We start from the raw sequence: 22,329 nt of genomic DNA, 5'->3' as shown, positions 1-22,329 counted from the left end.
TGTTCGGATATACCGATTATGACCATTTATTAGAAAACCGGATTATAAACTATCCAAACGTAACAAAGTTAATGATAAATTATGTATTGCCGGATGGTAGGACCCACTCCTGCCCGGCGAAGAACCAATTATTGCGTGTAATGCGAATAACAGGGATACTATTGTTGATAGGGAGCCTGCATCTCAGTGCTGCGTCACTATCCCAAACCATTACTTTAAAAGTAAAACGCCAACCAATTGAGCAACTTTTTGACGAGATAGAAAAGCAAACAGGGTATTGGGTGGTATACAGTGATCAGCTAATGAAGTCTGCTAATCCAATTACAATTGATGCAAAAGACATGCCATTGCCGACTTTTTTAACACAGGTCCTAAAACCACAGGCATTGACTTACACCATTGATGGAAAAAATATATTGATTATGTCCGATGGCACGTTGATCTCAAAAGTGGAGCATGTTTTAGAAAACAAACCTAAGGATATTCAAATTCAGCAGCAAACCGTCCGCGGAATAGTCAGGGACGAGCAGGGGACACCATTGGAAGGTGTAACAATAACTGTAAGTGGTTCTTCAATAGCAACCACCAGTCTTGTCAACGGTGAATTTCAAATAAGTGTGGACGAAGCGGATAAGACGTTAATATTTTCGGCGGTCGGATTTGAAACCCGCGAGCTAATCCTGAAGGGTCAATCGACAGTTTCCGTCACATTGAAAGCGGCAATCAGTGATTTGGATGAAGTGGTGGTGGTTGGGTATGGCACCCAAAAGCGGGCAACGCTTACCGGGTCGGTTGCTACGACAAAAGGAGAAGATTTGGCGAAGAGTCCGGCGGTTAATCTTTCCAATTCATTGGCGGGACGGCTTCCAGGAGTTATTGCATCAAACACCAGTGGATTGCCGGGTACTGGGGCCTCGATATTGATCCGCGGACAGAGCACGCTGGGCAATAATGCGCCGCTGATTGTTATTGATGGCGTTTGGGATCGATCTGGTTTAGGTCAGATTAACCCGAATGACGTGGCTTCTATTTCGGTGTTAAAAGATGCGTCTGCCGCAATATATGGTGCGCAAGCGGCAAACGGCGTAATTCTCGTCACCACCAAACGTGGCCAAATAGGAAAACCCACCATAAGCTATTCACTCAATCAGGGTTTTTCCCAACCAACAAGATTGGCAAAAATGGCCGACGCGCCAAGTTATGCGGTATTTATGAATGAGTTGCTCGTAGAGCAGGGACAGTCCGAACGTTTTACGCAGGAAGAAATTGAAAAGATGAGGGTTGGCAGCGATCCCATCCGTTATCCCAACACCAACTGGCAAAAAGCCGCTTTAAAAGATTTTTCCAGTCAAACACAACAAAATCTATCTGTAAATGGTGGAAACGAAAATGTGACGTATTATATCTCCGGGAATCTTGCGAATCAAAACAGTATCCTTAAAAACAGCGATCTCTCTTACAAAAATTACAGCATACGATCCAATGTGGACGCAAGGATTTCAGCATACATCAAAGTTTCTTTGGATTTAACTGCTCGGCAAGAACAACAGGCGCTGCCTTCGGTCGATCCTGCAACGATTTTCCATTCCATTTGGCGGACATACCCCTTTTTGCCGGTTTATAATCCCGATGGTTCTTTTGCGCCGGGAATAGAGCGGGGTGAAAATCCGCTGGTTATGTCAACGAATGCAACGGGATATAAAAGGAACCTGGACAACATCTATCAAACTACCTTTAACTACGAAGTTGTAGTTCCTTGGGTGGACGGACTAAAGATCGATGGTTTTGTGGCACATGATCGCCATTTCAGAACGGAGAAGCTCTTCAGGATTCCATGGGAAGTATATAATTATAATCCCGATACGGATGTATATACAAAGCAATTAGGAGGGCCTGTCGCACAACCTGATCTACGGCAAACTTTTTTAAATTCGAGCAGGACAACAATTAATGCGCGGCTCAATTACGATGCCAGCTTTGAAGGTCATACCCTAAGTACCTTTATTGCCGCCGAGCAAACAGAAACGACAGGAAGTGATTTCTGGGCTTATAGGCGGGATTATCTGAGTGGCGCAATAGACCAACTTTATGCGGGCGGAGCCGAAAACAAAGACAATTCCGGATCGGCCTATGAAATTGCTCGACGGAATTTTTTTGGCAGATTGAATTACGAATTTAAAGGACGTTATCTGATAGATTTTAACTTTAGGTATGACGGTTCGCAGAATTTTCCAGCGGGTAGGCGATTTGGCTTCTTTCCCGGGGTTTCTGTTGGATGGCGATTATCGGAAGAAGATTTTTTGGATCAATGGGATTTTCTGAACAACTTGAAATTACGAGCATCCATCGGTAAAATGGGTAATGACCAAGTGGATGCTTTCCAATTTTTGTCTACTTATTCATTTGGCGAGAAGTATTATTTTGCTGACCCGGCAATCAGCCTTTCAAGAGGAGTGACACCCAATCCGAATATAACCTGGGAGGTGGCACATGCATTGAATATCGGACTGGATGCGTCGTTATGGGAAGAGATGTTAGGAATAGAGCTGGATGTTTTCAGAACCAGGAGAAACAATATCTTAACAGCAAGAAATGCTTCCATTCCCGTTTATACCGGACTTGTACTTCCCAATGAAAACATTGGCGTTGTAGAAAACAAAGGGTTTGAAGCTCAGGTATATCACAGTAATCGAAAACAAAAAGCGGAATTTGGCTACCGAATAGGAGCAAATGTGGCGTTTGCCAAGAATAAAATAATCGATATCGATGAAGCGGAAAATCAACAGCCGTGGCAAATGCGGACAGGTTACCCGATGGGTACCAGCCTGTATTACGATGCGATCGGGATTTTTAGATCCGCTGAAGAAATAGAAACTTCTCCCCATCCAGTGGGAACCAAAGTCGGCGATTTAAAATACCGGGATGTAAATAACGATGGCGTAATAGATGCGAAAGACCAAATCAGGAACGAACTCACCAACGTTCCCCAATTGACCTTTGGTTTTACGGCCGATGTCAGTTACAAGCGTTTTTCACTCCATGCGCTTTTTCAGGGACAGGCAAAGGCCGAACAATACCTGTTTTTGCAATCGGGACTAGCGGGCAATTCGCTTCAAGAATGGCTCGATAATCGGTATACGCCGGAAAATCCACAATCATCGTTCCCCCGGCTGCCAACCTACGAAGCGGAAATCAGTGGTTATCGTTCAACATTCTGGGTGCGGGATGCGACTTTTGTCCGGTTGAAAAATCTACAGTTGAGCTATTCATTTCCGGTTGAAAGATTAGCACGCCTTAAAATTAAAACATTATCGATTTATTTAAATGGATTTAACCTTTTCACTTTAGACAAACTGAAATATTTTGATCCAGAAGGAAGAAGTGAAACGGGAGCATTTTATCCCCAGGAGAAGATTTACAATCTCGGATTGCATCTATCATTTTAAATTGAAACCTATCATGGAATTACCTATAAATCAACGTATTTTTACCAATCGACTGGTGTTTTATAGTATACTGGTTACGATATTGATGGCCTCGTGTAAAGCGGATTTTCTAGACAGAAAACCTTTAGATAAAGTATCGGAGGCGGATGTATGGCAAGATGAGAAACTAATAGAAGCTTTTGTAAATAATTGCTATGATGTGAGACACGGCTTTCTGGTTGACTATTACATGATGCCATTATCGGATGAAGCATATAGGCGTGGCAGAGAAACCTATCATTTGATAAACAGGGGCGAACTTTCTCCGGTAAACAACACAGCGTTGGACCATTGGGGCAAATTTTATAATCTGATCACGAATTGTAACGTGTTCTTTGAATCTATCGACGATGCGCCTATCGATGAATCGCTCAAGGATCGGTTTCGGGGCGAAGTAGGATTTATGCGTGCCTATGCGTATTTCAGGTTAGTCAGTCTCTATGGTGGTGTGCCGCTTATCACATCGGTATTTGGACTTCACGACGACTTTCGGGTCGAGCGGAACACCTATGATGAATGCATCGGATTCATTGTCGCTGAGCTTGAAGCAGCGGAAGAACGCCTTCCATTACAGTACAGTGGTAAGGACATAGGCCGTATCACCAAGGGCGCTGCTATGGCGTTGAAATCGCGCGTTTTACTGTATGCAGCCAGTCCGCTGAATAATCCCGAAAATGATCAGGCCAAATGGATAAAAGCAGCAGAGGCGGCAAAAGCGGTGATCGATTTGGGCATTTACTCGCTTTACCCCGATTATAAATCGTTGTTCACAACCCCATTCAACCAAGAGGTAATCTGGTCAAGGCAATTCCAGAACAACCGCTCGATAGAAACAAGAATTGAGCTGCACTTTTATCCAAATGGATCGGGAGGATACGGACAGGTTAATCCATTGCATAATTTAGTCGATGCTTATGAAACAAAAAAAGGAACATTGCCCGCGGATGACCCCGATTATAATCCTCAGGCTCCATATGAGAACAGAGACCCTCGTTTTTACGATTGCATATTATATGATGGGGCGCCTTGGCAGGATCGCCGGATAGAAAGTTATGTGCCGGGAGGGATGGACTCTTCTGAAGGTACGGAAGGTTGGAATGCATCGTTCACAAGTTATAGCGTGCGTAAATTTGTGGATGAGTCAATTTCTCGACCCAGTGCAAGCAATGTTGGTAATACTCCTTGGATATATATCCGCTATGGTGAGATTCTGCTTAATTATGCCGAGGCGATGTATCACTTAGGAGATGAGAATACGGCGCGTAATTACGTAAACACGATACGTCAACGGGAAAGTGTTCAGATGCCGCCGGTGTTGGACAGCGGTGTTGGGCTATTGAAACGAATTCAGCATGAGCGACGCATCGAATTGGTTTTTGAAGAGCACCGTTTTTTTGACGTGAGGCGATGGAAAATAGCCGAGGAAACGGAGAATGTAGATGCTATGCGAATGTCTATAACATTAGATCGTTCAACTGGAAAAAAAACATACAAACCTGAAGTTTTTCAGGAAAGAGGTTTTAGTGAGCGTAATTATCTGGTCCCTATCCCGCAATCCGAAATAGAGCGGAATAGTTTGCTTACTCAAAATTCCGGATATTAGTTGGAGTTTCGCCGGATTTTATTTGACTTATTTTATATTAACTTAATTTTATGAATTGCTTTCACATTCATGTTGTTAAGTACGCTAAGCGCGTATGCTTTGGCGTATATCTTATATTACAGTTTTCGTTTTCGGCATCTTTTGGACAGGAAAAAGGAATTATTTTTCCTGAATGGCGGTATTTTGATAATCCAGATAAATGGCTTTATAAATACCTAGCAGATGATGCGCTTGATCTTCTTGACACGAGGGATTCATTGATAGGAACGCTTAATTCAGCGGAAGGCTGGAAGAATAGGCAGCAACAGATTACGCAAACTTTCCAAAACATTTTAGGACCCCTTCCCGAGAAAGGGCCATTGAATGCCGTAGTTACTGAAGTAATTAACCGGGAAGATGTTGTCGTTGAGAAAGTTTATTTCGAATCCCTCCCAGGATATTACGTGACGGGAGCTTTCTTCCTTCCTCCTAAACATGCATCAAAATTACCAGTCATAGTCTATTGCAGTGGACACAGCCCGCAAGGATTCAGAAGTGAGGCCTATCAGCATGTTATCTTAAATTATGTAAAGAAGGGTTTTGCCGTATTTGCCTTTGATCCCATAGGTCAGGGTGAGCGTAAGCAATACGCATCGAATGAACACCGGAAAACATTCGGTCCTACACACGAGCACTCGTATCCAGGTAGCCAAAGCTTTTTGCTCGGCAGGTCACCAGCGTATTATTTTATTTGGGATGGAATCCGTGCAATTGACTATGTCTGCAGTCGCCCCGAAGTAGATACCTCAAGGATTGGTATTACAGGCCGTTCGGGAGGAGGAACTCAGACGGCGTATATTGCAGCATTTGATCCACGTATTAAAGCCGCCGCGCCCGAATGTTATATCACAAGTTATAAAAAACTGTTGGTAAGCGGTGGCCCACAAGATGCTGAACAAAATTTTTCCAAGAGTATTTTTTATGGATTGGATATAACAGATTTAGTGATCATGTTTGCCCCGAAGCCAATGCGGATGATCACCACCACCCGGGATATTTTTAGTATTCAGGGCGCTAGGGATGTTTTTAAAGAAGCCAGCAGAGCCTACAATGCGCTGGGTGCTCCCGGACATATTAGCATGGTGGAAGATGATGCCGGCCATGCCTCTACACGGGCCAATCGGGAAGCTGGTTATCATTTTTTCCAAAAATATCTGGATAATCCGGGGGATTCTATCGATAAAAATGTAGCTTATTTTAGTGAAGAAGAATTATTTGTGACCGAAGGTGGCCGATTAGATTTAGCGATGAAAAGTCACACATTGCACTCGCTTGCCAAACTTCAGTTAAGCGAAACAATCGACCAAAGAAAAGAAATAGTAACTACAAAAGATTTGTTAACACGTGTCTATGATGTCACCGGATTTAAAAAGCCAACAGCGCCCGAAAGCCCGATATTCAGTGGGCGCTATAATCAAGAAGCATACGATATTGAAAGGTTCCTTTTGAAGACAGCCTCTGGATATTTTATTCCTGTGCTCTGGTTAAAAGCTCACGCAAACGACCGCGAGAAGCCGGTTGTTTTAATGTTGGATGATCAAGGTAAGGCTAAAGGAATTAAAAAGGGGGGATTTATCGATTCGCTTGCCCTTGCTGGCTATGATGTGGTTGTACCCGATTTAAGCGGATACGGTGAATTGGGGAATGGATATCTAGATCGGGGTGATGCGATTATTGATGAGGTGCCGTTGAATTTATGGTATGCAGGCATACTCGTAAATAGATCTTTGTTGGGGATAAGAATGCAGGAAATCTCCCTATTAATAGATTGGATAAAAAGTGAACATAGATCCATTATCGGTATGGCCAGTGGCGGGTTGACAACAGATTTGTTGCATACTGCCTTCGTTCGTGAAGCAGATTTCCGGTCAATCGTATTGATAGATCCACTTAAATCATACCAGTCTTTGGTTGAGTTTGAAGACTATGACATGCGATATGTGCTTTCAGCGGCTGATGGAATAATCGCTCACTATGACTTGGATCACTTACGTCGCGGGTTTTCCCAAACTAAGCCGGTATTATTGATTAATTTGCGGAATGGTGCAGGGGAAATCATTGCTAGTGAAAATTTCGAAAGCGACTCTGGTGATTTCATGTCAAATCTTTCTAACATCTCGGTCAGCAATAAGGGAATGTTTAATGAAATAGCCAGGTGGCTTCAAAAATTTTAAGCCTGTGAAACAGGCGCATGCCCTACGATAGTACTTTAAAGAATAATTTTCGTAATATTGAAGATTAAAATTTAGCGATGACAATGAATCGTAGAGCAGCCATACGCACATTCTTATACATCGCCGGAGGTACTTTAGTGCTTCCGGCCTGTTTCCGTGAATCGGGAAAAGCCAGCATTGATTTGACGAATCTCTCGATCAGTGAAGACGACGAACAATTATTGGCCGAGCTGACGGAAACCCTTATTCCCGCTACCGACACACCCGGCGGCAAGGAGTTGCTGCTGCATCTCTTTGTCCTGAAGATGGTGGATGATTGCCATACTCCCGAAGAACAAAAACAGTTTACAAAGGGATTGTCGGCATTTTCAACGTGGTCCCGGAAAGAACTGGGCAACGAGTTTGCTGTCGCTGACACGGATAGACGCACAGCGTTGCTCGGTAAAATCGGCGAAAGTACCGATGAAGACCTGAAACAGTTCTTCTCGATCACTAAACGCAGGGCCATACAGGGTTATCTGAATTCCCAGTATGTGATGACCAACCTGGTGAAATATGAACTCGTACCGGGTCGGTACAATGGATATGCACCGGCATAGTCCTAGATTCAAACTGCTAAAACTAAACAAACAACGAAACATCCATGGCAAACCTGGCAATAGACAGTATTAAGGAACGGACATTTGATGCCATTGTAATCGGCTCCGGCGCAAGCGGCAGTTGGGCCGCCAAAGAATTTACGGAAAAAGGGTTAAAAACGCTATTGTTGGAGCGGGGTCGCAACGTCGAGCACGTAAAGGACTATCCCACGACCAATATGTACCCCTATGAATTTGAACACCGGCTGGAAATGCCGTACGAAGATAAGCAGCGGAATCCCATCGCGAACCGTTGTTATAACTACAAGGAAGATTCAGCACATTTTTTTGTAAAGGACGACGAACATCCCTACGTCCAGGTGAAGGATTTCGACTGGATACGGGGTTATCAAGTGGGTGGAAAATCACTATTGTGGGCCAGGCAGGTGCAGCGGTGGAGCGATTTCGATTTTGAAGGACCTGCGCGCGATGGGTTTTCCGTCGATTGGCCCATCCGGTATAAAGACATTGATCCCTGGTATAGTTATGTGGAGCGTTTCATCGGCGTGTCGGGCAACAACGACGGGATCCCTGAATTGCCAGATGGCGACCACCTGCCTGGCTATCCACTCAATGCCGTGGAAGATCACTTCAGCAAGTCGGTCAGGCAACACTATAAAAACCGCCACGTCATCAGTGCACGGTGCGCACACATATCGAAGCCGAATCCCATCCACATCGAGCAGGGACGGGTTCAATGCCAGAATCGCCTACTTTGCCGGCGTGGATGCCCCTTCGGCGGCTATTACAGTGCTAATGCCGTAACCATTCCCTGGGCACAGAAAACGGGTAACCTCACATTGCGGCCTCATTCGGTGGTGCATTCCATCGTCTACGATGAAACCAAAAGCAAAGCAACAGGTGTTAAAGTAATTGATGCAAATACCAAAGAGGAAATGGAGTTTTTTGCAAAGGTCATTTTTGTAAATGCCTCGGCTTTGAATACCAACCTAATTTTGCTGAATTCCATTTCCAACCGGTTTCCTCAAGGATTGGGCAATGACAATGGCCTCATGGGCAAATATGTAGCGTTTCATAATTATACAGCTACCATTGGTGCGGAGTATGATGGCTTAAAACAATACCGTACCGATGGACGTAATCCTGCCGGTGGCGGATACATTCCACGTTTCCGCAATGTGTATCGGCAGGAAACCGATTTCCTGCGTGGCTGGGCAGCCGGTTTTGGGGCAAGCCGTTCGGAAATACGCGATACGTCGGGTGTAGGCACCGCATTGAAAGACGGTATGCTGAATGCAACACTCGGACCGTGGCGGGTGCATTCGCATATGATGGCAGAAACCATACCCAAAGCGGAGAATTTCGTAAGCTTAGATGCCGATCAAAAGGATGCATGGGGGATTCCGTTGTTGCGTATTTCGATAGATTACGACGAAAACGATCGGAAGATGAGACAGGATTACTACGATCAGATGACTGAGATGTACGAAAAGGCTGGTTTCACCAACATCCAGACACGGGATGATAACCGGAGGCCCGGTAACGACATTCACGAAATGGGAGGGGTGCGCATGGGGCACGATCCGAAGACCTCACTCTTGAATAAATGGCACCAACTGCATGCGTGCCAGAATGTGTTCGTTACCGATGGAGCGTGTATGACTTCTACCTCTACCCAGAATCCGACACTTACGTACATGGCCTTTACGGCAAGAGCCGCGAATTATGCGATGGATGAAATGAAAAAGGGAAACTTATAATGTGTATATACGCGATTCGTCGCTGGGTTTATTTGATAACGCTCTTAACCTTCATTCAACCCGCACAAGGGATAAGCCAGGAATATGGTTCCGTTGGCGAGGTACAACTTCACCGCGCACAGACGGTATTTGATACGATTTACGCGAAGTATTCGGCAGACAACACATTGTTGCTTCGTGAAAATTATCCCGATGATGATACATACCGGGCCGATTACCTGGCAGGAGAGGGGAGTTCGTCTACCAATTCCTATGCCTATCTATGGCCGTTTTCAGGAACACTTTCCGCGGCCAACGCACTTTTTGAAAGCACGGGCGATACGGCATATCTCCATTGGATCGATAATCGAATATTGCCGGGATTACAGGCCTATTACGATGATACCAGGCAGCCTGCGGCATATGCCTCCTATATTCGTTCCAAGGGGCATTCCGACCGTTTTTATGACGACAACATCTGGTTGGGCATCGATTTTACCGAGTTGTATCTCCATAGCGGCAACCGCAAGTACCTGGATCAAGCAACCGAAATCTGGACATTCATTATAAGCGGTCAAGACACGTTGCTAGGCGGAGGCGTCTACTGGTGTGAACAGAAGAAAGCATCCAAAAATGCGTGTTCCAATGCGCCGGCGGCGGTCTTTGCACTACGATTGTTTGAGGCAACCGATGATAGCATTTATTTCCATCGGGGCAAAGAATGGTATGCATGGACGAAAAAGTGGCTGCAGGATCCGGACGACGGCTTGTATTGGGATCATGTAAATCTTCAGGGAAAGGTCGACAAACGTAAATATCCCTACAACAGCGGTCAAATGCTGCAAGCCGCTGTATTGCTATACCGCGTAACAGGAGATTCGGGTTACCTTGCCGATGCCCAACGGATTGCCGAAAGCGGCTACCATCTCTTTTTCGAAACATTTACCGGCAGTGCGGATGAGAAATCGCACAAGATATTAAAATCCGGTAACAATTGGTTTATTGCCGTGATGCTGCGGGGATATATCCAGCTTTTTGACGTAGATGGTAACCGGACTTATCTGGACGCCTTCTCCGAAAGCCTGGATTATGCGTGGCAACATGCCCGATCAGCAGACGGATTATTCGGCCAGGAATGGAAAGACGTCAACGAGGAATCCCGGAAATGGCTACTTGATCAAGCGGCAATGGTAGAAATGTACGCGCGTATAAGTAATCTTCCCTAAGAAGTTTACCGACCGAAGTCGTCCTGAACCCTCACAATATCGTCTTCGTCAGACGGGTTCTGCGCGTCGGTATGCTGCCAGATTTCGGCAAGCACCCCCCATTCGTCCAATCCTACCAAACGATGGCGCTCTCCTTGATTCAGACGGATCACATCACCCGGATTCAGGATTTGCAGTTCGTGCTCTTCATCCGTATCGCTGGTCACTACCCCAACCACGCCACGCACTACCTGCCAGATTTCAGCCCGACGATGATGGTATTGCCAAGAAAGGCGCTTCCCCGGGGCAACAACAAGGATTTTAGGACTGAGCTTGCCGGATATCTTAAGATCCTGTACGTCAAGTCCATTAAAGTAGGTGTTGGCAAACTGCTGTGCCTGCGACTCCTCGATCACGAAAAAGCCTCCCCAAGGACGGGTTTGGTCTTGCTGCACAACCTGGAATCCCTGGCTTGTAAGAGTTCCTTCTATTTCTTTGAAAAGTTCTTCCTTTATTTGGTAAGTCATCGGCTTATCTTTTAAAGGGGCTAATATATTGCTTTTTTTGATTTCTCCATGCTGGTTTCAGAGAATTCACATCCGCAGCCTTTGGAACAACCTCCTTTATTCCCGAAAGAGCGGCGCGTCCGTCTGACCAAAAATGCAACAGCCACCAGAAATAAAGCACCTACAGCTATGTATTGAATCGTGATCGCGTCCATATTATTTTAACAATTGATACGCCACTAAAGCGGCAATATACGCAATACCTGTCATAAATGCCAACTGGATGAAGGTCCATTTCCAGGAATTTGTTTCTTTTCTGACAATAGCAATGGTGCTCATGCATTGCATCGCAAATGCATAAAACAAGAGCAGCGATATACCCGATGCAAAATTATAGGCCGGTTTACCGGTATTCGGGTTCATCTCCGCAGCCATGCGCTCGCGGATGGTCAGTTCGTCATCCGTGCCGCCCAGGCTGTACACGGTTGCCATGGTGCTTACAAAAACCTCCCGGGCAGCAAACGATGAAATCAGTCCGATGCCCATTTTCCAATCGTAGCCGAGTGGCTCGATCACGGGTTCAATAAAGCGGCCCATGGTGCCAAGGAACGAGTATTCGAGTTTTTGGGACTGTACTTCATTTTCAAACGCTTCGCCGCTGAGGCCCGGCTTTTCAGTCTGTACAATTTCTTCGGCGTTTATAAACCGTTCGCTCACGCCAAATGATCCCAACACCCACAGAATGATACTGATGGCAAGGATGATTTTCCCTGCACCCAGCACAAACCCCTTGGTTTTGTCCCAAACATTCAAGAGCACATTACGCACTACGGGGTATTTGTAAGTAGGCATCTCCAGAATCAGGTAACTTTTGTACTTCGATTTCATCAGTTGTTTAAGTACCCACGCACTTCCCAATGCCGCGATGATACCCAATGCGTACATGCCAAATAATACCAACCCTTGCAGATCGAGACCTACTACCTTTTCGTGCGGGATGACCAGTCCGATAATGACAATATAAATCGGTAGGCGGGCGGAACACGTCATAAAGGGTGTTACCAAGATCGTGATCAATCGCTCTTTATCGTTTTCGATCGTACGTGCAGACATCACGGCCGGAATGGCACAGGCTGCTCCCGACATCAGGGGGACAGCACTCTTGCCACTCAGTCCGAAAGGCCGCAACCACCGGTCCATGAGATAGACCACGCGGCTCATATAACCCGATTCTTCCATCAGTGAGATAAAAATAAAAAGAATGGCAATTTGAGGAATGAAAATGACAATCCCGCCGATACCCGTAATAATACCGTCTGTGATGAGTCCGTTAATCGGACCTGCGGGCAACCACGCTGCTGTACTGGAAGCCAGCCAGGCAAATGCACTGTCAATAGCATCCATAAAGGGGCCCGACCATGTGTAAATAGCTTGGAAAATCAATAGCAGCAGGGCAAAAAAGATAACATATCCCCAAAAGGGATGCGTAAGGACGCTATCAGCGCGCTCGGTTACATATTGTTTTTTCTTTGCAGGATCTTTGACAACACCGGCTAATTGCTTCTCCAACGACGCGTGCCTTGCCAAGGCCTCCTGAATCTGCAGGCGGTGATAGTTGAGACCATGATGCTGCCGGGCATTTGCTACTTCTTGCGCTTGGCTATCATCCAGGTGCTTATTTTGTTTCTGCGATAGGTATAACCAAGCGATGTACTCATTCGATGGTCCCGTCCGTTCCTTCACATATTGGGTGGCGGCGGTAAACTCTTCCGGAATCATAAATGAAGGCGCATACCCGTTGGGTTTAAAGGCCAGCGCAGCTTTCAATTGGTCGATACCTTTGCCGGAACGCGCATCGGTAAGCACCACCTTTGTTGCCAACGCTTTTTCCAGTTTATTAACATCGATGGATGTTCCCGATCGCTCTGCCTCGTCGATCATATTGACTACAAAGATGGCGGGCAGTCCCATCTCGCGGATCTGTTGATACAGGAAGACCGCCCGTTTCAAATTAAACGGGTCACCGATCACCACGACCAATTCGGGATGATTGGGGTTCGTTTTATCGATCAATACGTCGTAGACAATCTCCTCGTCCAATGACGAGGGGTGGATGCCGTATGCGCCCGGTAAGTCAATGACATGGTATCGGGTTTGTTGGTGAGCAAAGCTCCCCGTTTTCTTTTCTACGGTTATCCCCGGATAATTGCCGACTTTTTGCCGCAATCCGGTCAATCGGTTAAATACCGTCGATTTTCCAACGTTAGGGTTGCCTACCAGGGCAATCTTGATTTCCGTCATGCTTTTACTAACGATTCGATTAAGATAAGATCTGCCTCGGATTTCCGTAGCGCAATCGCATTGGGGTTGTCTTCAATGCGTAGGTATACCGGGCCATTGAACGGAAGCTGTTGCTTCTTGGTTAGGGTTACCCCCGGCAGCAGACCCATTTCATAGATTTTAATGGGAATTTCATCGGAACCGTATCCTACAATCGTGGCGGTCTCTCCGTTTTGCAGATGGTTAATGGATTTATGCTGGGACATTGCGCGCTCATTTGATATCAATTTCCAAAAGTACCAATTTAAAATGAATCTAAATGAGGAAATTTGAATAACCTTGTGGTTACATTATTCGTCGCGCAGTGAATCCACCGGATTGGCCATTGCCGCACGGAGCGCTTTGGTACCGATGGTCAGCAGGGCCAGTATGAGTGCGGTCAACATAACCACTAGAAATAATCCGAGACCCAAATGAATACGGAAGACAAAATGGTTCAACCAGCCGGACATGAAATAGTAGGCCACAGGCGCTGCTATGCAGAACGCGATCGCCACCAGGTAAATAAATTCTTTGGAAAATAGGTAAACGATGCTGGCTACACTGGCGCCAAGGACTTTTCGGATGCCAATCTCTTTCACCTTTTGCCCCAGCATAAAAGAAATCATTCCATACAGTCCAATGCTGGATATGACCAATGCCAGGAGTGCGAACAGTTGATAGGCCAATGCCATTTTTTCTTCTTGTGCATAAAACCGGGCGATGCTTTCATCGAGAAAGCCCGCTTGAAGATAGTGTTCCGGATAAAGTTGATCGAATTGACGGTTGATCGCTTGGAGCGTTTCCTTTCCTGCTTCCTTGTCAAGCTTGATCCCAGCCACATAGTATTGTTCTTTGGAGGGGGCGATGATGATCGGGCCGATTTCCTCTCGCAATGAATTGGGTATAAAATTCTTTACCACACCGGTAATGGTCATCCATGTATCACTGAAACCGATACGTATGCGTTTACCAATAGCATCTTCCGCAGCGGATAAACCCAATTTCTGCACCATGGCTTCGTTAATCACTGCTTCACGAAGTGTATCGCTTTCCGCATACCGATGGCCAGCGAGAAATGCCAAGCCATAATTTTCAAAATAGTCAGCATCGGCAAACTTCAAAAACGTGGGGAACGTGATGTGTTTCTCCGATTCACTGCCATCAAAATAAAAATTGGACGACCACTTATTGTCCGATGAAGGAACATCACTGGCAAAGCTCACCGAACGGACGTGGGGCAATTGCAGCAACTGTTGCTTGAATGCAGACATACGTGGATGGGTACTGTCATCAGACGGTACTTGTACCGTATAAACAGCTTCCTTGTTGAAACCAAGATCGGCATTGCGCACAAATGCCATCTGCCTGACGGCCACCAGCGTGCCTATCATCAGCAATTGAGCAAGGGCAAATTGTACTACAACTAACCCTTTTCTCATGGAAATACCTCCCAGTTTAGCGGTATTTATTTTATTTTTAAGCGCCAGGACGGGTTTGAACCCAGATAGGATGACTGCGGGATACAAACCGGATAAGAAGGTCATTGCCACTAACGTGATACCTAGAAATAGCAGGGTAAAAGGTTGCAATAAGGATGGGGTTTCGGGTATGTCAGATACGTGATGTATGTAAGGCAATGCGAAGTAGGTCAGGACTAAGGCAACCAACACTGAAAGGAAAACAAGCAGGAAGGTTTCTCCAAAGGATTGTGTGATCAGGCTATTCCGGGAGCCACCCAACGCTTTTCGCACGCCGATTTCCTTTCCTTTTCCGAGCGCCTGTGCGGTGCTGAGGTTCACGAAATTGATGGCAGCCATGATGAGCACGAATATTCCGATCAGTGCCAATGTAGTAAGCGTAGACCGCTTGACCATGCGTTGATTGACCGTGGCTCCATAACGCGGGTCAAAATGGATGTCGCTTAACGGCTGGAGGTGAAGGATTTTGGAAGCTCTATCCCTGCCTTCAAAGTATTTTTTGGTCAGCATGTCTAACTGCTGTCCGACAGTTTCCACGTTTTGACCTTTATCGAGTAACACAAACGTTTGAAAACTACTGCTTAGGCTATTCCAATCGTTGAGGTGGTATCCGAATAGCGCCGCATTTGCCCGAAGTGTTTCAAAGGAAACCAGGAGGTGATAGGGGAAATTGCTATTACGGGGTGCATCTTCAACGATTGCGGCGACCTGTAGGGGGACTGCATTGGCTAATTGAATCTGTTGGCCCACGGCTTGTTGCCAAGCGCCGAAAAACCGGGTGGCGGTTTCGCGGTCGAGAACTGCCGTGTTCGGCTTTGAAAGCGCTGCTGCATTTCCAGCCAGCCACGTTGCATCGAAAAGCTGGAAGAAATCCGCCGTGGTAAACATCACTTGTTCCGAATATTTATGGACTGGATTTTCCGGTAGCTTATCAGGGGCGTCTACCTGAGCTCCCGTTGCATGCAGCGGCACAATCGCTTTAACCTGTGGCATGTCCACCTGGAGGGCGTCCGGTGTGGGGTAGGGGATTCCGGCATTGTAGTCGACCGAATTTTCGTAGCGTGTATCCGTCACGATCCGATAGATGTGGTCGTAGTTTGTATGGAATCGGTCGTAGCTCCACTCGTAGTGGACAATCACAAATAAGATAAGTGCAGAAGCGATACCGAGTGATAACCCCAGCAAGTTGATTAGGGATGCTTGTTTTTGACGGATGATGTTCCGCCACGCGGTTTTGAAATGATTTTGTAACATGCGCTCGACCTCCTTTGCAAACTGTGTATGCTGCGTCCTAGTTTCGGACGATCAAACACAGCAACCAAGCCAGTTTTGTAAAAGGTTGTTTTTAAGTTTTTTACGATTTTTTTGACCGAAAAGAAGTGTTCGGTATCGAACACTTTTCTGTTCATATCCGAACAGCGTTTACTCATACGCGATTTTAAGTATTAAACGCCTGAGTATTTCAGTAGAAATTAGTACATTTGCTATTTACCTTGCCAGTTGGCATTTTAAATTTAAACCTTCAATACCACTATGGCAGCAGTAGATGTGCAAAACACGGCTTTTCTACAAGCGGTATCGTTTGTGAACCATACCAATCGCAACCTATTCCTTACAGGCAAAGCCGGAACAGGAAAAACAACCTTTCTGAAATACATTCAACAGCACAGCTATAAAAAAATGGCGGTGGCTGCACCTACAGGTGTGGCAGCGATGAATGCGGGAGGCACCACGCTACATTCTTTGTTTTGGCTCCCATTCGGCATGTACATCGAAGATTACGAACTGGCGTGGGATGATCATGATAGCCATATCTACAACCGTCGCCGCTTGTTTGGTAAAGTGAAACTGACCAAGCAACGACGCGCGCTGTTGCAGGAAATAGATTTGTTGGTCATCGATGAAGTTTCCATGCTTCGGGCAGACACGCTGGACGCGATTGACACCATCTTGAAAAACGTGCGGCGCGATGCACGTCCGTTCGGCGGCCTGCAGGTGTTATTTATTGGCGATATGTATCAATTGCCCCCCGTTGTCAGAGAACAGGAGCGGGAAGTGATGAGCCGCTATTACCCAAGCCCGTTTTTTTTCGACGCTAAGGTGCTTCGCGACCAGCCGCCGGTTTTATTGGAACTCAAAAAGATATACCGGCAGAGTGAACAGACATTTATTGATATACTCAACGATATCCGCAACAATTGTTGCACTTCTGAGCAGCTGGATGTACTCAATACGTATTATAATCCAGATTTTATGCCGGCGAAGGACGATCCCTATGTTACCTTGACGACGCACAATCACCGGGCAGATGCAATCAATAAACGGGAATTGGAGGCGCTGCCGGAGCAAACAGTGACATTGGAAGCGAAGGTTTCGAAGGATTTTCCGGAAACACTTTATCCAGCTGAGGTGGAATTAAGGTTGAAAGTTGGAGCTCAGGTGATGTTTATCCGCAACGACAGCGGAGACGAACGGCGGTATTACAACGGTAAAATCGGTTATGTGAAGCACATAGATTCCACGGGAGATGTGCTGATGGTGGAGTTCAAAGACGGTACCGATGCCGTGACGGTGAAACGGGAGGAATGGGAAAACATCCGATACCGTTACGATAAAGTGCAAGACCGGGTTGAGGAAGAAGTGTTGGGTACGTTTGCACAGTTCCCGCTCCGGCTGGCCTGGGCCATCACCATCCACAAAAGTCAGGGACTTACGTTTGATAAAGCCATCATTGATGCCGGAGCATCTTTTGCTGCCGGGCAGGTTTATGTGGCGCTGAGCCGCTTGCGGAAATTGGATGGGCTGGTACTTCATTCCCGCATCCCGTCGCACAGCATCCGTACGGACAGGCAGGTGGCCGACTTTTCAAAAGCTACGCCTGCCGACGAAGATATGCCCAAAATCCTGGAAGCCTCTCAACGAAGCTACTTAGGGCACATTTTGCTGCACAGTTTTAAATGGGACCGGTTGGTAGAAGCCAGCCAGGGGGTATTAACCGATTTGGAAAGCCGGAACATTGCCGATCAAGCCGCTGCCTATGAGTTTCTTCAGACACTGTCGATCGCTTGTCGGGCACAGCGGGAAGTAGCCGATAAATTCCGTAATCAGCTAAATGGATTGTTGAATAAAGAAGGAGAAAGCGACTATGTTAAGATTCATGAACGCACAGAAAAGGCCGTCGCTTGGTTTCTGCCCCGGATCGAAGACGATCTGATCACTGCGTTGGATGCACACATCGCTGCGTGGACGATTAAAAAGCGTACAAAGAAATATGTGGAAGAATTGAAGGGATTGTATGTTGATTTCAAACGGAAAAAGGAGCAATTGACGCAATGTCTGATCATTGCAGAAGCACTCGCCAAAGGCGATGCCTTGCAGGAGGTGATGGGCAAAGCTGAGCGGTTGAATGCCATTGAAATAAAAGCTGAAGAACTTCCGGAGAATATCGGTAAGCCAAAGGTCGTCAAAGGAGAAACCAAACGCATCAGTTTTGACTTATTTCAGGCCGGAAAATCAATCGACGATATCGCAACGGAACGTGGCTTGACCCGAAATACCATTATTGGGCATCTCCTGGATTTCATCGGCCGTGGAGTGGAAGCCCATCAATTAATGGACGCCGGTAAATTAGATACCGCCCGTAAGGTAGTGCAGCAAAATCCGGGGAAACCGTCATCCGTTCTCAAAGCGATGCTGGGTAACGAAGTGGAATATATCGAAATACGGATTGCACAGGCGTCGTTAACCAGATAATGTATACCCCGGAAGGCTTCTGTGGTTGCGAACCTTATTCTGGATTTCGGTTTCGATGATGAGGAAGCTGCCCGTGCGTCCCAAACTTCCATTGATTTCGTCCGGAAAGTCCGCGCTGATCTCGCTAAGAAGAAGAAATAGCGGAGGTTATTCTGCCGCTAATAGAGATATTGAGCCACATCTAATTTGGGTGCGGCTTTTTCTATTTAACTAACGACTTGTCCGTCAGATATTTTCATAGTCTTGCTAAACGCACCGTAACTATTCAAAGATTTCCGTATCTTTAACACCTTTATTTTTTTGGATACCTTATTGTAAATGCAGCAAGTCGATACTACACAGCCTTATGGATTGGTCTATTCCCTTTGTGAACATCCCTATTTGGGATGCTTAATTGAACCGCATATTGTGCAGCTCAATCCCAACGGTGGCTATTCCCTGACACATCGACGCATCTTCAGCCACACGGCAACCGATTATGCCCGCGTATTGGATGAGGTGGATTACAAGCTGATTAAGCTGCTGGACGAGATCGAGCAAACGAATATCATTAAACAGTACCATAAAAAGCCGGTTCGACCTGCTGATTTTTTCTCCCGGATTTTTGACGATAAATTCTACGAATACATCCGGCCGAAAATCGAGCGGCGCTTACTGCAGGCTTTGGATCTGCTGAAGGGGAAGCCGCTGTTTTTGATGAGTAAAGATGGGTATGCTGCCGACCAGCAGATTGAGATTGCTCCCGAGCCGGCATCTGTATTGTTTCATTTTAGGCGCAATGGCGAGGAGACCCGCTATTTCCCTACCCTCAAATACGGTGGGCAGCGTATTGAGTTTATGTATAAAGACGCCCAGGTAATCGTCAACCAGCAGGCGTGGCTACTTCTTGAGAACGTACTTTATCACTTCGATCAACCGCTCGAAGGGAAGAAGTTGTCTCCCTTTCTACAAAAACGGTACATATCAGTTGCCCGCGCTACCGAGCGGAAATACTTCGAGACCTTCGTGCGTGGGCTGATTGAGAAGCATCACGTGTATGCCGAAGGCTTTTCCATCGAAACCCACCAGCACGATGCCGTACCGATACTTAAATTGCTGTATGTAGAAAATGGGACGTCGCAACTGCAGCTGAATTTCCGCTACGGTCCTTATTTGTTCGCTTCGGGAGGCGAAAACAAGGTGACCGTACGCATGCAGTATGATGAAGCTGCAGATCAATATACCTTCCATCGGATCAAACGGTCGCTGCAATGGGAAGAAAAACGCATGCAGGAATTGTTGGACAGGGGGCTGCATCGGACCAATACGCTATTCAGTAACTTGGAGCCCATCGCGATTACAGACGAACGCGTATCCGTAATGGACTGGCTCCGCGATAAAAACGACGAACTCACTCGGTTAGGCTATGAAATTGTACAGGAAGACCCGCATAAACGATTTTTCTTTGGGCGTACAGAGCTTGATTTGACGGTTAAGGAGAGTAACGATTGGTTTGACGTAGAGGCAATCGCCCGCTTTGGAAATTACGAAGTGCCTTTCATCCAGCTGCGCAACCATTTATTGAATAACATCAAGGAATTTATACTGCCCAACGGCGAGATAGCGGTTATTCCCGAAGAATGGTTTGCGCAGTATAATCACCTGTTTCAGTTTTCCGAAGACAAAAAGGCAATCAGGCTCAGTAAGTATCATTTGGGATTACTCAATGACCTGTCTGAGCGCACCGCGCTAACGATGGACCGGAGGCTGGAACAATTGGCAAATTTTGATGCCATTGAAGAGATCGAAGAGCCCCAGCAATTTAACGGCTCATTGCGACCTTACCAGAAGGCCGGCTACAATTGGTTTCACTTTCTTCAGAAATACCGGTTTGGTGGTTGTTTAGCCGACGATATGGGTCTCGGGAAAACCATACAGACATTGGCATTCCTGCAAAAACAAAAGGAACTTGCTGCGCAACGCGAAGGACCATTGACTTCGCTCATTGTAATGCCTACCTCACTGATTTATAACTGGCAAAACGAAGCAGATAAATTCGTGCCCGAATTGCGTATTCTCGTGCATACCGGCATCGGCAGGACTAAAGAACCGAGTATTTTCGAGCAATATGACCTGGTAATTACGACCTATGGGATTGCCCGCAGCGACGAAGAATTGCTGGGTGCCTTTTATTTCAATTATGTCATTCTCGATGAGAGCCAGATTATTAAAAACCCGGCTTCGAAATCTTTTAAAGCCGTAAAAAGCTTTAAAAGTAAACATCGCTTGGTGCTGAGCGGTACGCCCGTTGAAAATTCCGTGGCCGACTTATGGTCGCAGATGGCTTTTCTCAACCCGGGATTATTGGGCAGTTACCACTACTTTCAGCAAGAATTTGTGCAGCCCATTGAAAAAAAGAAAGACGAGGAAAAGGCGAGACGATTGCAGGCCATTATTAAACCGTTCGTTTTGCGGCGTACCAAAAGCCAGGTAGCTACTGAACTGCCTCCCAAATCGGAACAAGTATTCTACTGCACCATGGGTGAGCAACAGGCCGAACAGTATGAACGTGTGAAATCGGAATACCGGAATGCGATTTTGGAGAATCTTGGCGACGAGAAAGCCAGAACCCCGCAGATTGCACTCCTGCAAGGGCTCACCAAGTTGCGTCAGCTGGCTAACCACCCGCGGATGGTTGATAGCACGTTCCGGGGTGAATCCGGTAAGTTCGAGAGCGTTATCCATACCCTGGAAACCGTGCTCCAGCGGGGTAACAAGGTGCTTGTATTTTCACAATTTGTCAAACAGCTGGTTATTTTCAAACAGTACTTTGATAAACATGGGGTCGGCTACGCCTACCTCGACGGTGCGACCAAAAACCGGGAAGAAGTGGTCAAGCAATTCCGAGAAAACCAAGATACGCGACTTTTCCTCATTTCAATCAAAGCCGGGGGAGTAGGACTTAACTTAGTGGAGGCGGACTATGTGTTTATCCTGGATCCTTGGTGGAACCCCGCCGTAGAACAGCAGGCGATAGACCGCACACACCGCATCGGGCAAACGCGTAACGTATTTATTTATAAGTTTATTACCAAAGATACCGTAGAGGAAAAGATATTGGCGCTGCAAAACCGAAAAAAAAGCATTGCCGATACGCTCATTACTACGGAAGAGAGTTTTATCAAGTCGCTCACGCCGGAGGATATCAGGGAACTGCTGGGGTAATGTTTAAACACACTGCTCGCAAGGTGGGATCCGCTGCTGCGCTACGCTTGCCTATCCAAGGCTTGCTCTGCAGTGTGCCTAAACACCGGATGGGTTCAGGGGCAGTACCGAGATCCCTTTGGTATGCATGGCAACCTCGGAATTGCCAGCGTAGCGATAGCAATTCCAAGTTGCGATGCATACCAAAGGGTCAACGTGTACCGAAGGTTAAACTGAAAAGGC

Annotated in this window: 13 protein-coding genes; 8 read left to right on the top strand and 5 right to left on the bottom strand. The window is 46.4% G+C overall.

Annotated features, from left to right (window positions below; translation table 11 throughout):
• Positions 1 to 71 precede the first annotated feature (71 nt).
• From BMZ56_RS13090 to BMZ56_RS13065, 6 genes are all read left to right on the top strand, one after another.
• Entirely contained in the window at positions 72 to 3,446 is a 3,375-nt protein-coding gene (locus BMZ56_RS13090; protein WP_177195146.1) for a TonB-dependent receptor, read from the top strand.
• A gap of 13 nt (positions 3,447 to 3,459) precedes the next feature.
• Positions 3,460 to 5,088: a RagB/SusD family nutrient uptake outer membrane protein gene (locus BMZ56_RS13085; protein WP_090627402.1), complete on the top strand. Its 1,629-nt coding sequence runs from the start codon at positions 3,460 to 3,462 to the stop codon at positions 5,086 to 5,088.
• A 50-nt stretch (positions 5,089 to 5,138) separates the two neighbouring features.
• A complete protein-coding gene (locus BMZ56_RS13080; protein WP_090627401.1) occupies positions 5,139 to 7,301 on the top strand; it encodes an alpha/beta hydrolase family protein in 2,163 nt (720 codons plus the stop codon).
• An 83-nt stretch (positions 7,302 to 7,384) separates the two neighbouring features.
• The gene (locus BMZ56_RS13075) at positions 7,385 to 7,900 is read left to right on the top strand and encodes a gluconate 2-dehydrogenase subunit 3 family protein (protein WP_090627396.1); all 516 of its coding nucleotides are present in this window, start codon (positions 7,385 to 7,387) and stop codon (positions 7,898 to 7,900) included.
• Positions 7,901 to 7,944: 44 nt separating this feature from the next.
• Positions 7,945 to 9,660, top strand: a complete 1,716-nt coding sequence (locus BMZ56_RS13070) for a GMC oxidoreductase (protein ID WP_090627394.1) — start codon at positions 7,945 to 7,947, stop codon at positions 9,658 to 9,660.
• A gap of 32 nt (positions 9,661 to 9,692) precedes the next feature.
• Positions 9,693 to 10,865: a glycoside hydrolase family 76 protein gene (locus tag BMZ56_RS13065; protein ID WP_218146558.1), complete on the top strand. Its 1,173-nt coding sequence runs from the start codon at positions 9,693 to 9,695 to the stop codon at positions 10,863 to 10,865.
• A 5-nt stretch (positions 10,866 to 10,870) separates the two neighbouring features.
• On the opposite strand, the gene BMZ56_RS13060 is transcribed toward BMZ56_RS13065, so the two are convergent.
• The 5 genes from BMZ56_RS13060 to BMZ56_RS13040 form a co-directional block, all read right to left on the bottom strand.
• Positions 10,871 to 11,371 carry a cupin domain-containing protein gene (locus tag BMZ56_RS13060; protein ID WP_090627389.1) on the bottom strand — a complete coding sequence of 167 codons (501 nt, stop codon included), beginning with the start codon at positions 11,369 to 11,371 and terminating at the stop codon, positions 10,871 to 10,873.
• A 20-nt stretch (positions 11,372 to 11,391) separates the two neighbouring features.
• The gene (locus BMZ56_RS26175) at positions 11,392 to 11,565 is read right to left on the bottom strand and encodes a FeoB-associated Cys-rich membrane protein (protein ID WP_090627387.1); all 174 of its coding nucleotides are present in this window, start codon (positions 11,563 to 11,565) and stop codon (positions 11,392 to 11,394) included.
• A gap of 1 nt (position 11,566) precedes the next feature.
• Positions 11,567 to 13,651 (bottom strand): ferrous iron transport protein B, encoded by a 2,085-nt coding sequence (gene feoB, locus BMZ56_RS13050; protein ID WP_090627385.1) that lies wholly within the window; start codon positions 13,649 to 13,651, stop codon positions 11,567 to 11,569.
• A complete protein-coding gene (locus tag BMZ56_RS13045; RefSeq protein WP_090627383.1) occupies positions 13,648 to 13,896 on the bottom strand; it encodes a FeoA family protein in 249 nt (82 codons plus the stop codon). The genes feoB and BMZ56_RS13045 overlap by 4 nt, the downstream gene beginning before the upstream one ends.
• Before the next feature lie 84 nt (positions 13,897 to 13,980).
• Positions 13,981 to 16,404 (bottom strand): ABC transporter permease, encoded by a 2,424-nt coding sequence (locus tag BMZ56_RS13040; protein ID WP_090627381.1) that lies wholly within the window; start codon positions 16,402 to 16,404, stop codon positions 13,981 to 13,983.
• 279 nt (positions 16,405 to 16,683) lie between these two features.
• Between BMZ56_RS13040 and BMZ56_RS13035 the strand changes: the two genes are divergently transcribed.
• Together BMZ56_RS13035 and BMZ56_RS13030 are read left to right on the top strand one after the other, a co-directional pair.
• Positions 16,684 to 18,903, top strand: coding sequence for a helix-turn-helix domain-containing protein (locus BMZ56_RS13035; protein WP_090627379.1), 2,220 nt, complete (start codon positions 16,684 to 16,686; stop codon positions 18,901 to 18,903).
• Positions 18,904 to 19,221: 318 nt separating this feature from the next.
• The gene (locus BMZ56_RS13030; protein ID WP_090627377.1) at positions 19,222 to 22,107 is read left to right on the top strand and encodes a DEAD/DEAH box helicase; all 2,886 of its coding nucleotides are present in this window, start codon (positions 19,222 to 19,224) and stop codon (positions 22,105 to 22,107) included.
• Positions 22,108 to 22,329 lie beyond the last annotated feature (222 nt).

The organism is Parapedobacter indicus (assembly GCF_900113765.1).
GTDB classification, from domain to species: Bacteria; Bacteroidota; Bacteroidia; order Sphingobacteriales; family Sphingobacteriaceae; genus Parapedobacter; species Parapedobacter indicus.
Note: the sequence above shows the minus strand (reverse complement) of the source record. Positions and strands in the feature narration are given on the sequence as shown.

Excerpts from the sequence above, each read along its gene's own strand:
- BMZ56_RS13090 (WP_177195146.1), top strand. The coding sequence starts at position 72 with ATGATAAATTATGTATTGCCGGATGGTAGGACCCACTCCTGCCCGGCG.
- BMZ56_RS13085 (WP_090627402.1), top strand. The coding sequence starts at position 3,460 with ATGGAATTACCTATAAATCAACGTATTTTTACCAATCGACTGGTGTTT.
- BMZ56_RS13080 (WP_090627401.1), top strand. The coding sequence starts at position 5,139 with ATGAATTGCTTTCACATTCATGTTGTTAAGTACGCTAAGCGCGTATGC.
- BMZ56_RS13075 (WP_090627396.1), top strand. The coding sequence starts at position 7,385 with ATGAATCGTAGAGCAGCCATACGCACATTCTTATACATCGCCGGAGGT.
- BMZ56_RS13070 (WP_090627394.1), top strand. The coding sequence starts at position 7,945 with ATGGCAAACCTGGCAATAGACAGTATTAAGGAACGGACATTTGATGCC.
- BMZ56_RS13060 (WP_090627389.1), bottom strand. The coding sequence starts at position 11,371 with ATGACTTACCAAATAAAGGAAGAACTTTTCAAAGAAATAGAAGGAACT.
- BMZ56_RS26175 (WP_090627387.1), bottom strand. The coding sequence starts at position 11,565 with ATGGACGCGATCACGATTCAATACATAGCTGTAGGTGCTTTATTTCTG.
- feoB (WP_090627385.1), bottom strand. The coding sequence starts at position 13,651 with ATGACGGAAATCAAGATTGCCCTGGTAGGCAACCCTAACGTTGGAAAA.
- BMZ56_RS13045 (WP_090627383.1), bottom strand. The coding sequence starts at position 13,896 with ATGTCCCAGCATAAATCCATTAACCATCTGCAAAACGGAGAGACCGCC.
- BMZ56_RS13040 (WP_090627381.1), bottom strand. The coding sequence starts at position 16,404 with ATGTTACAAAATCATTTCAAAACCGCGTGGCGGAACATCATCCGTCAA.
- BMZ56_RS13035 (WP_090627379.1), top strand. The coding sequence starts at position 16,684 with ATGGCAGCAGTAGATGTGCAAAACACGGCTTTTCTACAAGCGGTATCG.
- BMZ56_RS13030 (WP_090627377.1), top strand. The coding sequence starts at position 19,222 with ATGCAGCAAGTCGATACTACACAGCCTTATGGATTGGTCTATTCCCTT.